This is a genomic window from Leyella stercorea, from assembly GCF_019052365.1.
GTDB lineage: Bacteria > Bacteroidota > Bacteroidia > Bacteroidales > Bacteroidaceae > Prevotella.
Genome location: NZ_JAHQUY010000012.1, coordinates 24,486 through 39,093, shown reverse-complemented (window position 1 = coordinate 39,093; position 14,608 = coordinate 24,486). Strand labels below are relative to the sequence as shown.

At 55.4% G+C, this 14,608-nt stretch carries 10 protein-coding genes; 6 read left to right on the top strand and 4 right to left on the bottom strand.

Annotated features, from left to right (window positions below):
• The first annotated feature begins 38 nt into the window (after positions 1-38).
• Positions 39-878, top strand: a complete 840-nt coding sequence (locus KTQ90_RS03845; protein WP_217317280.1) for a radical SAM/SPASM domain-containing protein — start codon at positions 39-41, stop codon at positions 876-878.
• Between the two features lie 307 nt (positions 879-1,185).
• Here the strand turns inward: KTQ90_RS03845 and KTQ90_RS03840 are convergent, their stop codons facing one another.
• Complete coding sequence (locus KTQ90_RS03840; RefSeq protein ID WP_217317279.1) at positions 1,186-4,020, bottom strand: outer membrane beta-barrel protein; 2,835 nt, start codon at positions 4,018-4,020, stop codon at positions 1,186-1,188.
• Between the two features lie 345 nt (positions 4,021-4,365).
• Positions 4,366-5,922, bottom strand: coding sequence for a glycoside hydrolase family 125 protein (locus KTQ90_RS03835; protein ID WP_217317278.1), 1,557 nt, complete (start codon positions 5,920-5,922; stop codon positions 4,366-4,368).
• Between the two features lie 121 nt (positions 5,923-6,043).
• On the opposite strand from KTQ90_RS03835, the gene metF reads away from it, so the two are divergent.
• The 5 genes from metF (at position 6,044) to porT (ending at position 11,012) form a co-directional block, all read left to right on the top strand.
• The gene (gene metF, locus KTQ90_RS03830; protein ID WP_217317277.1) at positions 6,044-7,000 is read left to right on the top strand and encodes a methylenetetrahydrofolate reductase [NAD(P)H]; all 957 of its coding nucleotides are present in this window, start codon (positions 6,044-6,046) and stop codon (positions 6,998-7,000) included.
• Between the two features lie 22 nt (positions 7,001-7,022).
• Positions 7,023-8,129, top strand: coding sequence for a DNA polymerase III subunit (locus tag KTQ90_RS03825; protein WP_217317276.1), 1,107 nt, complete (start codon positions 7,023-7,025; stop codon positions 8,127-8,129).
• 24 nt (positions 8,130-8,153) lie between these two features.
• Complete coding sequence (locus KTQ90_RS03820) at positions 8,154-9,641, top strand: PSP1 domain-containing protein (RefSeq protein ID WP_254359453.1); 1,488 nt, start codon at positions 8,154-8,156, stop codon at positions 9,639-9,641.
• Between the two features lie 8 nt (positions 9,642-9,649).
• The gene (locus tag KTQ90_RS03815) at positions 9,650-10,126 is read left to right on the top strand and encodes a gliding motility lipoprotein GldH (protein ID WP_254359451.1); all 477 of its coding nucleotides are present in this window, start codon (positions 9,650-9,652) and stop codon (positions 10,124-10,126) included.
• A gap of 145 nt (positions 10,127-10,271) precedes the next feature.
• Positions 10,272-11,012: a type IX secretion/gliding motility protein PorT/SprT gene (gene porT, locus KTQ90_RS03810; protein WP_217317274.1), complete on the top strand. Its 741-nt coding sequence runs from the start codon at positions 10,272-10,274 to the stop codon at positions 11,010-11,012.
• A 238-nt stretch (positions 11,013-11,250) separates the two neighbouring features.
• On the opposite strand, the gene rodA is transcribed toward porT, so the two are convergent.
• Complete coding sequence (gene rodA / locus KTQ90_RS03805) at positions 11,251-12,714, bottom strand: rod shape-determining protein RodA (protein ID WP_022158065.1); 1,464 nt, start codon at positions 12,712-12,714, stop codon at positions 11,251-11,253.
• Positions 12,711-14,603 carry a penicillin-binding protein 2 gene (gene mrdA / locus KTQ90_RS03800; protein ID WP_217317273.1) on the bottom strand — a complete coding sequence of 631 codons (1,893 nt, stop codon included), beginning with the start codon at positions 14,601-14,603 and terminating at the stop codon, positions 12,711-12,713. The genes rodA and mrdA overlap by 4 nt, the downstream gene beginning before the upstream one ends.
• Positions 14,604-14,608 lie beyond the last annotated feature (5 nt).

The following is a 14,608-nucleotide window of genomic DNA, read 5'->3' as shown; positions in this document are numbered from 1 at the left end:
CAAGATAACAAGATGCCATACCGCAATAACAAACCGATATGATTACACGATGCTATCTCGAAATAACTAATGTGTGCAACCTCAACTGTGTGTTCTGCCCGAAGACCGAGAGGGCGAAGCACACGCTGACGTTGGACGAATTTGACGCTTTGACCTCGCGACTCGAGGGCGAGGTGAAGTTCCTCTATTTCCATCTGATGGGCGAACCGTTCCTCCATCCGCTGCTGCCGCAGTTTGTGCTGATGGCTCGCCGCAAGGGTTTCGTGCCCGTTATCACCACCAACGGCACTCTGCTCTCGCGACGCCCAGACCTTTTGGACGCTCTGCCTCATAAGATTCAGATTTCGCTCCACTCGCACGAGGGCAACGCCAAGGAGAATCTTGCCGGGTATGTAGACGAGGTGATGGCTTTCTCGCAGGAGGCTGCGCGCCGCGGCTGTGTCGTTGTGCTGCGCCTATGGAACGAGGGCGGACACAACAGCCAGAACGCGGAGATTCTCGACCTGATTGCGCAACGCCAGCCGCGTCCTTGGACGGAACGCCACGACGGATGGCGACTTGCCGAAAACCTCTTTGTCGAGAACGACAATATGTTCGAATGGCCCGATCTTCAGAACGCCACTTACGACGAGCAGGAGGTGTTCTGCTACGCCTTGCGCAATCAGATTGGCGTGCTCGTCGATGGTAACGTTGTGCCGTGCTGTCTCGACCATAACGGCGACATCGCGCTTGGCAATCTGTTCAGTCATAGCCTCGCCGATATACTTGCCTCGCCAAGAGCACGTGCCCTCTACGACGGCTTCACCAGTCATACCGCCGTAGAGCCACTCTGCCAGCGCTGCGGCTATTCGGCTGTGTCCAAAAGGTTCAGAAAGTAGAAGTTGCAGGTTATGTTTTGTAACAAACACTAATTTTACTCTATAGATTATTAGAAAGTCCGATCGGATTGCGTTCGCCGTCCAATCGGATTGCGTTCGCCGTCCAATCGGATTGCGTCCGCCGTCCAATCGGATTGCGTCCGCCGTCCAATCGGATTGCGTCCGCCGTCCGATCAGATTGCGTCCGCCATCTATTCGTATAAATATAGAATGTACACACTTAGCACCAAGTCGTATAGTAATACGTATTGTTGGTTGCTGCGGAGGCCGGAGACCTCCGCTACGGTTTTTTGTTTGTACCGACAGTTTATCTTCTACTGCTTATTGTTGTCGATTTGCCCTTTTTTGCCTTCGCGTCGAATCTGTATCTGAAGCTCAGATTCAGATAGTGGTGAATATAGTTTGTGGAGTACTCCTGGCGTTGGAAGGTTGAGTATTCGCTTTCGTACCAGATGTCCTTATTGAAGATGTCGTCGGCAAACAGGCTCAGCATACACTTGTTCTTGCAGAAGCTCCAGCTGACAGACGCCATCGACTTGAGCTTGTGTCCGTTCATAGCCGATGTGGCGTAGCCCGAACAATAGTCGTCAGACAGCTGCACGAACACCTCGAACGGAGCGAGGTGCAGGTTGGCGCTTATGCCCACGCTGTTGAACAGCGGCGTGGTGTTGTACGAAGCATCGTCGTAGCGGTAGCGGTTGCTCTCCAGACGGTCGAAGAGCGTGAGCTGCAATTTCTCGGTCTCGTACGAGAACTCGAAATCGTTGTTTATGCCCAGTCGCTTCTGCTTGTTCAGTTCGGGCTGAGCGTCGGCGGCGTTGTTGTCGACGATGGTGAGGAAGCCGTACGACTTCGCCGTCTCCAGCGCGAACTTGTTCATCAGTCGGAAGTAGAAGCCGATGCCCTGGTCGTAGTTGAATGCGAACTTCCACATGTCGCCGCCCTTCACGTTCATCGGTTTAGACGTGTAGACGCCGGTAGCCGAGTTGTAGCTGTAGAGCGTAGCCTCGGGGTTGATGTCCTTGTTGTACGAAGCGGTAAAGCCCAGCACAATCTGCTTGCGCAGCCACATGCGGTGGTAGTTGTACGTAGTGGTATGACTGTGCGAGTTGCGCAGCAGCGGGTTGCCCATGTATATATGCAGCGGGTCGATGGTGTTGCGGTAGCCGAGCGTGCTAACGAGGTCGGGCACGGAGGTGTTGTATGCGAAGGCGATGTCCATGTTGCGCACGCGGCTCATCTTCCACTTCAGGAAGATAGACGGCTCGTACGTGTTGCTTGTGCGCACGGCTGTGGTGTCGAGCGGTCCGTAGTGATAGTCGACCTTCTCGCGACTGTAGTTCCATTTGAACATCGGCATAATCATCAGCGCCTTCACCGGCGTGATGGTCGATTTCACGGTCAGCTCGTTCGTCCATTTGTGTGTCAGTCTGCGTGTGGTGTTCGCCGGGTCGGCAGTTGTCGGCGTGCCATTAGCCACGTTCTGCTCGTCGGTGTCGCTGAAGAAGTTGCGTGCGATGCGTGTGCGGCTTAATCTCACGTTGTCGAAGACGTTGAAGTAAACCTTCTTGCCGAACCAGTATTCGAACGAAGCGCCGAACTGCGTATTCAGATTGTGTTCGCTGCGGTCGTAGAACTGCCACAGCTTCTCGTTGCGCTGTTCGCGCAGATACTCCACGTCGTGGTTGGTGTGCGTGTCCTCGTTCGTTCCGCTCAGGTTGGTGTAGCCACCCAGCATGAACGAACCCTTCTTTCCGATGAAGTGCTGCCAGATGTACGAGATGTTGAGTCCGCGTTGCTGCAGTTCGGTCGACTCGTACTCGCTGTCGCGTGTGATGAGTCGGTCGTAGAGCGCGTCGCCGGGCTTTGCGTCGAGCGCCTCCTTCAGCGAGTGATAGGCAAACTGGCCGGGCTGGTAGCCGTACGAAGCCGATCGCTCCTCGTACGATTTGCGAGACTTCTCGTATGAGGCTTTCACCTTCACGTCGATGGTGTTGGCAGAGTCGGTGTAGGCGAAGAGCTTCGCCTCCAGCTGCGGCTTGAGGTTGTGCTTGTAGCGGTAGGTGTCTTTTACGCCGAACGTGTGCTCCTGGTTCGGGAAGAACGTCTCGGTCGATGCCTTTCCGCTGTTCCATCCGTCGCTGTGTCCCATGTTGGCACTTATGTTGAAGCGGTTGCTTGTGTATTGCTGTGTGCCCTTTGTCTGCCAGTTGTGCTGATAGTTGTACGATCCGTACTGGCTCTTGCCGTCGCCGTCGATGTTGCGGTTCATGGAAGAGCCAATCGTCTTGTCTACGTAGCGGTTGGCGTTGTTAGCCTGGGCGTATATCATGTGCGGGTCTTGGTCGCTCAGTCGGCTTGCGGTGATAGCTGCGCTGTAGCGCTTCTTGGTCTGATACTGAGCCTCGATGTCGCCGTACCACTTGTCGAGGAAGCCCGGCTTCACCTGTATGTCGAGCACATGGTCTTCATCGCCATCGTCGTTGCCCGTGTGGCGTGCCAGCTCCGACTTGCGGTCGTACACCTTCAGTTTGTCAGCCACGTCAGCAGGCAGCTGTTCTAAGATTTGGTCGCCGCCGAACATGTCCTTGCCGTTCATCATCAGGCGTATGGGCTTGTCGTTCCAGTATAGCTTGCCGTCGCGACGCTGCACGCCCGGCAGTTTCTTGATAAGCTCGTCGAGGCGCGCGCCCTCTTTCAGCTTGAACGCCTCGGGGTTGAACACGATGGTGTCGCCACTCATGGTGATGCGCGGCACCTTCGCCTTCACCTCCACCTCCTGCAGCATGAGCGCCGTAGGCTGCAGCCTGATGGTGCCCAGGTCGGTGGTGTCTTTCACCTCGGGTCCGTACGCATAGTCCACCTTGCGCGAGTTCTTGTAGCCGATCATGCTGAACGTGAACATGATGCGACCCTCCCAGCCGCTGTCGAGCATGAAACAGCCCGTACTGTCGGTCTCCGCTGAGTTCTGCATCGACCATCCCGGCTGCGGGTTTATCTCGCTGCGCACCGTTGCTCCGATGAGAATCTCGCCCGTCTCGGCGTTCACAATCTTTCCCTTGAACGTGTCGGCAGTACATACGGCGGTCTGCATGAGGCAGAGCAGCATGGCGACAAAAAGTTTCTTAATTACATTTTCCATAAGCTGGATGTTTTGGGTTTTGTTTGTGCAAGTATCTTTATCCTTTTATATGGAAGTTTTAGCTTGACAAACGTTTGTTAGACATACTTGTGGTTAAGATGGTGCAAAGATAAGTAATATATTCCTATCGGCGTGGTTCCTCTATAACATTTTTTTGATGAAAGTATAAGGGGTGAACTTGTCTCAAGTTGCATTTGCTTGCTTCAAGGAGCCTTTTAGGGGGTGCACTTGTCTCAAGTGCACCAACGTAGCAGATGGTGTCCTTAGCGTTGTTTGCGTAGGTAGTGCTATGCTGGGGCGCCGCTTGCTCGGTTGGTGCACTTGAGACAAGTGCACCCCCTGAAGTTACTTGCGGGCGTCGAGGAGCAACTCCGTTTTGCCCTCGTCCACGAGCTTGATGATAAGCTCGCCGAAGAGCGTGTTCTGCCATGCGAACCACTCGCGCGTGAACTTGCTCGCATCGTTGACGTTGAACGACTCGTGGATGAAGCCCGTGCCGGCGTCGGTGCGCTGCAGCATGCGCAGACACTCGGCTATCTCGGCGTCGTCGGTGCTCGTGAAGGCGCGCATCATTATAGACATAGGCCACGCCATGTCGTAGCCCACGTGCGGACCGCCGATGCCTTCGCCCGCCTTGCCGCGGAAGAAGTAAGGGTTGTCTTCGCTCCAGACGAAGCGGCGCGTGTTCTGATATACGGGGTCGTTAACGTCGATGTCGCCCAGATAGGGCAGGGAGAGAAGCGACGGCACGTTGGCGTCATCCATGAGGAAGCGGTTGCCGAAACCGTCCACCTCGTAGGCGTATATCTTGCCGTACTTCGGATGGTCGACCACGGCGTACTCTTTCAGTGCCGCACTCACCTCGTCGGCAAGCGCTGTGCAGTTGTCGGCAAGCGCCGTGTCGGCGTTTACCTTACGCAGAATCTCAGCCGCCTTGCGCAGCGAGCTGACCGCCATGAAGTTAGACGGCACGAGGAAGAGGAACGTCGTGGCGTCATCAGACGGGCGGAAGACAGAGGCGATGAGGCCGCATGGCTTCACGGGGTTGCCCCAGCCGTGGTTGCAGACCGTGTCGAGCTGGTCCTCCGTCTCGCGCTGGAAGCGGTAAGAGCCGAGGCCCTGCTTGCGCTGCTGCTCGCGGAACACGCGCAGTATGTTGCGCACCGCCTGCAGCCACTCGTCGCCGAACACCGACGCGTCGCCCGTCACCTGCCAGTAGTGGTAGGCGAGGCGTATGGGGTAGCAGAGCGAGTCGATCTCGTACTTGCGTTCGTGCAGCTCGGGCTTCATGTCGGTCATATCGTTAGCCCACATGCCGTTCGGCTCGGGCTCGCGGTTGAACGCGTTGGCGTAGGGGTCGATGTTGATGCACTTCAGCTGGCGGCGTATCACACCGCGCAGCATCTTCTGCAACTTGCGGTCGCCCTTGGCAAGCTGTACGTAGGGCCACACCTGCGCTGCCGAGTCGCGCAGCCACATGGCGTGTATGTCGCCCGTGTAGACGAAGGTGTCTTCCTTGCCGTCCTCGGCATCGATGAAGTGGACGGTGGTGTCGAGCGTGTTCGGGAAGCAGTTCTCGAACATCCACGCTAAGTAGGCGTTCTCCTTGATGCGCTTCTTTATCTCGCGAATCTTCTTCTCCACGGCGTCCGACACAAAAAGACGCTCGGCAGGAGCAGGGCGCTTTGTGGTGAGGGTGGATGTTGAGATGGTGAGATGTTGAGATGGTGAGATTTGATGTTGAGATGGTGAGATTTGATGTTGTGATGGTGAGGTGTTGAGGTGTTGAGATGGTGAGGTGTTGATGGGGTGGGATGGCGAATCGTTCGCCGCAACACCATTGCTTGCGACAAGGCAGAGCGCAAGGAAGGCGCCCGAAAAAATAGTTGTATGAGGTCTCATATTCATCGTTGTTGTTTAGATTTACAAGCAAAAGTATTAATTATTAATCAAAACAGCAAATTTGTGTAAGATTTTCCGTAACTTTGTACTGGTAAATAAGATACGAAAGGATAATAAGAAGATGAACATTTCAGATATACTCACCTCAGGTGGTGGCGAGAAGCACTTCTCGTTCGAGGTGTTACCACCGTTGAAAGGCACAGGAACAGAGCGTCTGTTCTCCACAATAGAGAAGTTTCGCGATTTCGATCCGGCATACATCAATATCACCACCCATCACAGCGAGTACGTATACCGCGAACTCGAGAACGGACAGTATGAGCGCCTTCGCGTGCGCCGCCGTCCTGGTACGGTAGCCATCGCTGCCGCCATACAGAACAAGTTCGGCGTGCCCGTCATACCGCACATCATCTGCAGCGGCGCCACAGCAGAGGCGATAGAGTACGAGCTGATAGACCTGCAGTTTCTGGGCATAGAGAACGTACTGCTGCTGCGCGGCGACAAGGCGCGCGACGACAGTCAGTTTGTGCCCACGCCCGGCGGACACGCTCACACCACCGACCTCATCGAGCAGGTGAACCGCTTCAACGAGGGCTTCTTCAACGACGGCACGCCGATAAAGAACCCCGGCAAGAAGTTCCACTACGGCGTGGCGTGCTACCCCGAGAAGCACGAGGAGGCGCTGAACATGGAGATGGACCTGAAGTATCTGAAGATGAAGCAAGACATGGGTGCCGACTACGCCGTGACGCAGCTCTTCTACGACAACCGGAAATACTTCCGCTTCGTGGAGAAAGCGCGCGAGATGGGCATCACCATACCAATCGTACCTGGCATCAAGCCGCTTGCAAAGCTCTCGCAGCTGACGGTAGTGCCGCGCGTGTTCCGTTGCGACTTCCCGCAGGAGCTCGCCGTGGAGGCGCTGAAGTGCAAGACCGACGACGACGCCCGCCAACTCGGCATAGAGTGGTCGACCGAACAGTGCCGACAGCTCTACAAGGCCGGAGTGAACAACATACATTTCTACACCGTCTCAGCTGTCGACTCCGTAAGAGAAGTGGCAAGGAGGCTGTTGTAATTCAAAAATCGCAATAGCGCAAATGACATTCGAAGAAGTAATAGGTCAGGACGAGGCGAAACAGTCGCTCGTCAAACTCATAGAGGAGCACCGAGTGCCCCATGCAATGCTGTTCTGCGGTCCGATGGGCTGCGGCAAGAAAGCGCTTGCCCTTGCGTTTGCGTCGCGGCTGTTAGGCGACAGTCAGCTGCTGCGCCAGTGGCAACACCCCGACCTCCACTTCAGCTTCCCCACCATAAAGAAGCCCACGATGGGTTCCGACCACCAGCCCGTGAGCGACGACTACGCTCAGGAATGGCGCCAACTGCTCGGCGACGGAGCCTACTTCAGCATAGAGCAATGGATGGAGGCGATGGGCGCCGAGAACCAGCAAGCCATCATCACCGGAGCTGAGAGCGACCGACTCTCGCGCCGACTGAGCATGAAGGCGTCGCAGGGCGGATACAAGGTGTGCGTTATGTGGCTGCCCGAGCGCATGAATGTCACCTCGGCTAACAAGATACTCAAACTGCTTGAGGAACCGCCGCAGCAGACCGTCTTCATCCTCGTGAGCGAGGAACCAGAGAAACTGCTCGAAACCATACGCAGCCGCACACAGCGCTTCGACTTCAAGCGCATCAGCGACGAAGCCATAGAGCAGGCGCTCATCGCGCGACGCGGTATCGACGCCGACACAGCGCACCGCATAGCACGCATCGCCAACGGATCGTGGACCGCAGCGCTCGACTCGCTACGCGCCGGCAACGAGGCAAGCATGTTCTTCGACCTCTTCGCCATGCTCATGCGCTACGCTTACAGCAAGCACGTGAAGGAACTGAAGAAGTGGAGCGAGAGCGTGGCTGCATTCGGACGCGAGAAGCAGAAACGCATGCTCATCTACTTCAACCGAATGGTGCGCGAGAGCTTCATGCACAACTTCCATAACCCGGAACTCAACTACATGACGGCGCAGGAAGAACAGTTCTGCACACGCTTTGCACCGTTCATCAACGAACGCAACGTCATAGAGCTGAACGAACTCTTCGAGCACTCACTACGCGACATATCACAGAACGCCAACGCAAAGATGGTGTTCTTCGACATAGCATTACAAACAATTATACTCATAACACGTAAAAAACAAGCATAAATCGTAATGAAAGATTTCAAAGATATGCAATTCAAGATAACGCGTGACACCGATCGCGGATTGCACCACTACGCTTGCGGACGACAGAACATGCAGCTCAACACATACGACTGGCTGTACGACGTGCCGGGCAACGACGAGGACACAGACCTCGTGGAGGTGCAGTTCAAGAACACGCGCAAGGGTTACTACCACAACGTCAACCACATCGACCTGCACAAGGGCGACATCGTGGCGGTTGAGGCAAGTCCGGGTCATGACATCGGTACGGTTACGCTCACCGGACGCCTGGTGAAGCTGCAGCTGAAGAAAGCCAACCTCAAGTCGGCTGATGACATAAAGCGCGTATATCGCATTGCTAAACCCGTGGACATCGACAAATACTACGAGGCGAAAAGCCGCGAACACGGCACCATGATTCAGAGCCGACAGATAGCCAAGGACCTCGGCTTGCAGATGAAGATTGGCGACGTGGAGTATCAGGGCGACGGCAACAAGGCGATATTCTACTACATCGCCGACGAGCGTGTCGACTTCCGTCAGCTCATTAAGGTGCTTGCTGACACCTTCCACGTGCGCATCGAGATGAAGCAGATCGGAGCACGCCAGGAGGCAGGACGCATCGGCGGTACGGGCCCCTGCGGCAGAGAGCTCTGCTGCGCCACATGGATGAAGAACTTCGTGAGCGTCAGCACCAACGCCGCTCGCATTCAGGACATATCGCTCAATCCGCAGAAACTCGCCGGCATGTGCGCCAAACTGAAGTGCTGTCTCAACTACGAGGTGGACGACTATGTTGAGGCAAGTCGCAAGATGCCGTCGCGCGACGTCGTTCTGCAGACACTCGATAGCGACTACTACCTCTTCAAGTCGGACATTCTCGCTGGCACTGTGGTCTACTCTACGGACAAGGGCATTGCTGCCAACCTCGAGGAGATTACAGCCGAGCGCGCCCGTGCCATCATCGAGATGAACAAGCGTGGCGAAAAGCCCGAATCGCTCACCGAGGACGGCAAGGTAAGACAAGACTCGCGCCCTGCCGACCTGCTCGCAGACGCCGACATCAGTCGCTTCGACAAGACTCGCAAGCGCAAGAAGAAGCCTGCAAAGCGCCAAGGGGGCGCACCGAACAAACAGAATTCTCAAGGGGGTGCAGTTGTCTCAACTGCACCGAAAAACTCTCAAGGTGGCGCACCGAATAAACCGAATGGCGAGGGTCAGCGTCGCAACAACCAGCAGCGTCGCAACAACCGTCCTGGTGGTGCACCAACCGAGCAACCTCAGGGGGTGCACTTGTCTCAAGTGCACCAACCGAAGAATAACGCTAACAGCTCGGTCGGTGCAGCAGAGACTGCAGCACCCCCTAAGGTGCAACAGCCGAAGAATAACGCTAATAGCTCGGTCGGTGCAGCAGAGACTGCTGCACCCCCTAAGGTGCACCAACCGAAGAATAGCGGCAACGGTTCTGTAGGTGCAGCAGAGACTGCTGCACCCCCTAAAGGCGCTCATTAATTGTGGCTATGAAAAGAACAATAAGCTTTAGAATCGCTTCAATGACCCTTGTGATGTTCGCAATGCTCTTCGCAGCTTGCGACCATCGCACCGTCTACGACCGATATCAGAGCACCGCACTTGCAGGCTGGGAGAAGAACGACACGCTCTCGTTCGCCATTCCGCCTCTGAAGGACGCCGCTACGTACAGCGCCGTTCTCGGCGTGCGCACGACAGACGCCTATCCGTTCACGGCGATAACGCTGATTGTGGAGCAGGAGATAATGCCGGCGCACCGCCTTGTGACCGACACCGTATGCTGCAACCTCACCGACGAGCAGGGCAACATTCTGGGCGAGGGCATCAGCTACAGACAGTATCAGTTCGACATCTGCAAGCTGCAGCTACAGGAGGGCGACTCGCTGCACATCGTGGTGCGCCACGACATGAAGCGCGAGATACTGCCCGGCGTGGCTGACGTCGGTATACAGTTGAAGAAAGAATAGTCGGCACGCAAATGCCAATAGAATGGTCGGCATACTATTGCTGATAGAATAGAAAGAACGCCGCGAATGCAATAATATCACATTCGCGGCGTTATTATATATAATAAGGTGGAAACCTAAGCGTCATTTTCAGAACAACCAATCAATGAGAAAGTACATATATATATTATTAATGTGTATCGTGAGCCTCGCTGCCTCGGCGCAGGACCGCACCGTGCAGAACCGCCCATACACCGACTTGCGTCCGTTCCACTTCGGAGTAGTCGTGGGTATGCACGTGCAGGATATGGAGGTGCTGATGGCTGGTCCGCAGACCATAACCACGGAGGACGGCACGGAGGAGACACTCGTCACAGCCGACCAGAGCCGTTGGGACCCAGGCATCAATGTCGGAGTGCTCGGCGAACTGCGTCTGTCTACACATTTCCAGTTGCGCGTGGCGCCGATGATGTACTTCGGCACGCGCCACATCGTGTTTCACGACCTCAAGAAACTGAGCGAAAGCGGACAGCCCGACGAGAAGCGTCAGGACATGAAGACGGCGTACATCGCTGTGGCTGGCGACCTTATATTCTCGGCGCCCCGATTCAACAACCACCGCCCGTACCTCATGGCTGGTGTGTCGCCGATGATAAACCTTACGAGCAAGAGCACCGACGCGCTGAAGCTGAAGCGCACATCGCTCTCGCTGGAGTTCGGCGTAGGTTGCGACTTCTACCTGCCGTTCTTCAAGCTGCGCCCCGAGCTGAAGTTCGTCTACGGACTCGGCAATGCTCTCGATACCAATCATGCCAAGGAACTGCGCGACAAGAGTCTGCTCAAGTTCGCGCAGGGCGTGAAGGAAGTACGCACAAAAATGGTTGTGCTGAGCTTCTACTTCGAGTAAACTGGAAAATAAGGAATAAAAGCTGGAATCACGACTGAATTTAATGAACTAAAGCCGGTGTATCGGCTGTAAGATACGAAACAAAACCTGGAAGATAGGCTGGAAGATTTCTCGTTTTTAGGGAAATCTTCCAGCCTATATCGTTCTTATAATGTGCGGGTTATGACGATGCTGGAAGATATGGAGGATTTTTTAGCATATTTGATTCTTCCATAGCTTTAATATGTTTTGCTACGCCCTAAGCCTTGAGCATATTGCGCTTTGCGTCGATGCTGAGGAATATAAACAGCAGGATGGTGAAGCCCCAAAGCGACGATCCGCCGTAGCTGAAGAACGGCAGCGGGATACCGATAACCGGCGTTAAGCCCAGCACCATGCCCACGTTGATGAACACGTGGAATAGGAATACCGACGCCACGCAGTAGCCGTAGATGCGCCCGAAGACGAAAGGTTGTCGTTCGGCGAGTGCAAGCAGACGCAGAATGAGAATCAGGAACAGCAGCAACACGCCAGCCGAACCGATGAAGCCCTCCTCCTCGCCTACGGTGCAGAAGATGAAGTCGGTGTCTTGCTCGGGCACGAACTTCAGTTTGGTCTGTGTGCCGTTGAGAAATCCCTTGCCCTTCAGTCCGCCCGAACCGATGGCAATCTCGCTCTGGTGAACGTTGTATCCGGCGCCGGCAAGGTCTTCGTCGAGACCGAGCAGCACGTTGATGCGCACACGCTGATGAGGCTCCATCACGTTGTTAAGCACATAGTCGGCAGAGTAGAAGAACACCACCGAACCGACGGCAAACGCAAGGATAAAGAAGTATTGTGGTAGACGCGTGCGCAGTCCGTGATAGAGCAGGTAGAGGAACAGTGCTATGCACATGCCGAGCTGCACCCACGTTACGTCGAACGGAATGACGTACACGTCGAAGAGAATGGCTATAACGGTAAATGCTATGCTATAGCCAAGAATAGTATTGGTATGCTTGCGGTTGTGCACATAGTTGTACACCATGCCCGCAACGAATATCTGCACAAGTAGCAGCACGACGAACTTGCCCACAGATGTAGGCGTGTCGAAAAGCATAATGCCCTCGTACTTGATGCCCACAACGAAGTAGACCACCATCGCTACGCCCGTGAAGAGGATGCTGCCAGGCATCCCTTCGCGGTAGAACATGAGGAAGAAGGTGAGGTAGACCAGCGCCGAACCCGTCTCGCGCTGACCCACAATGCAGAGCATGGGCACGAACACTACGGCGCAAGCCGCAGCAAAGTCTTTCCAGCGCTGTATGTTGTAGCCGTAGGTGCTCATCAGTTTGGCGAGAGCCAGCGCCGTAGCGAACTTGCCGAACTCGGCAGGTTGCAGGCGGAGCGGTCCGATGACGAGCCACGAGTGCGAACCCTTGATGTCGTGAGGGTTGAAGATGGTGGCGAAAAGCAGTAAGAGCAGCACGCCGTATATGACGAACGAGAACGTGTCGAAGAAACGCGAGTCCATCATCAGAATGACGAATCCGAGGCATATACTTGTGCCTATCCACACAATCTGCATGCCCGAACGCGTGCCGAGCGACAACAAATCGTTGTCGCCGAAGGTGTAGCTGGCACCGCAGATGCTGAGCCATCCGAACAACATAAGTGCTATGTAAAGACCAATTGTCAGCCAGTCGACCTGCGACCAAATGCTTTGTGGCTTCTCGTTTATCATTGTTTTTTCTCTTTTACTCTTTTACTTTTATCTTTTTGCCCTGGAAATCGCGGACCATAGCCGATGCGTCGAGCCTGCATAGCGCTTGCCTGAGCCTCTGAAGCCGGCGAGAGCTTGCCCGTGAGATACTGTTCCATCATCAGTCCGCCGATAGGCACACCGAAGTCGGCACCCCATCCGCCGTTTTCAACGTATACGGCGATAGCAATCTTCGGTTCGTTCATCGGTGCGAAGCCCATGAACACCGAGTGGTCGCGACCGTGGTTCTGCGCCGTACCCGTCTTGCCGCACGCCTCGAACGGCAGGCGCCCCAGCGCTCTACACGTGCCCTTCAGTGCCGAAGAACGCATACCCGCGACAACGTAGTCGTACGCACGGCGCGACGCCTTGGTATAATGCTTGTGGGTGTAAGCCGTGTCGAGCGGTTCGCCCTGCACCTTGCGCACGACATGCGGACGATAGTAGTAGCCGCGGTTGGCGATGGTAGCGCCGAGGTTGGCAATCTGCAGCGGAGTGAGCGTCACCTCGCCCTGACCGATAGAGATAGAGATGATGGTGAGTCCGTTCCACGAGCCGCGATAGTTGCGGTCGTAGTAGTCGGCGTTCGGAATCATGCCGCGCTTCTCGCCCGGAAGGTCGATGCCCAATTTGTAGCCAAAGCCCATCGACACCATATAGTCGCGCCATATATTCATAGCGTTGTACGGATTCTTGTATTTGGAGCGGTTGCCTATCATGTAGTAGAGTCCCCAGCAGAAGTAGGAGTTGCACGAAGTGCTGATGGCGTCGACAAGAGCGATAGGAGCGGGGTGGGAATGGCAGCCGACGTGCAGACCGCGATAGTAGAAACCGCGGTTGCAAGGGAATGCGGTGCCTGGAGTGATAATGCCTTCGGTCATGTACGTCAGAGCCTGCGACGTCTTGAACGTAGAACCCGGCGGATACATACCCATTATAGAACGGTTGAGGAGCGGTTTCCAAGCGTCTTTGGCAAGAGCGCGGTGGTTCTTGGAGCGTGCGCGGCCAACCATGATGCGCGGGTCGTAGGTAGGAGCCGACACCATGCAGAGCACTTCGCCCGTGCGAGGGTCGAGAGCCACGATAGAACCTATCTTACCTTCCATAAGGCGTTCGCCCAAAGCCTGCAGTTTCTCGTCGATGGCGAGCGTAAGGTCTTTTCCGGCAACCGGCTTGCGGTCGTATTTGCCCTTCATATACTGCCCCTGGATGCGTCCGCGAGCATCGCGCAGCAATATCTGCACGCCCTTCTCGCCGCGCAACTGTTTCTCGTACGACTTCTCCACGCCGAGCTTGCCGATGTAGTCGCCCGGCTGGTAGTAGCTGTCTTCCTCAATGTCGTAGGGCGAGACCTCCGCAACGTCGCCGAGGATGTGCGCACCTACAGACGACTGATACTGGCGTATGCTGCGCTGCTGGACGTAGAAGCCCGGGAAACGGAATATCTTCTCCTGAAAGTAGCTGAACTCCTCAGAAGGAAGCTGACTCATGAACATCTGCTGCGTGAAGCGCGAGTAGCCTGGGTTCTTCGAGTAGTCCTTGATGTCGTTCATGCGCTTTATGAAATACTCTTTCGTGATGCCCAAAGCGCGGCAGAACTCAAGCGTGTCGATGCGTCCCTTCGCCTCGTTCATCACCACCATGACGTCGTACGCCGGCTGGTTGTACACGAGCAGACGTCCGTTGCGGTCGTAGATGGCTCCACGCGACGGATATTCAATCTTCTTGAGAAAGGCGTTCGAGTCGGCGTTCTTCTTGTAGTCGTCGCTCAGCAACTGCAGCGTAAAGAGCCGCACGATGTAGACAACGACAATTGCCGTTGCCACGAAAGCGATGACGTAGCGCCGTTTCTCGAGATTATAATTGCTCATTTCCT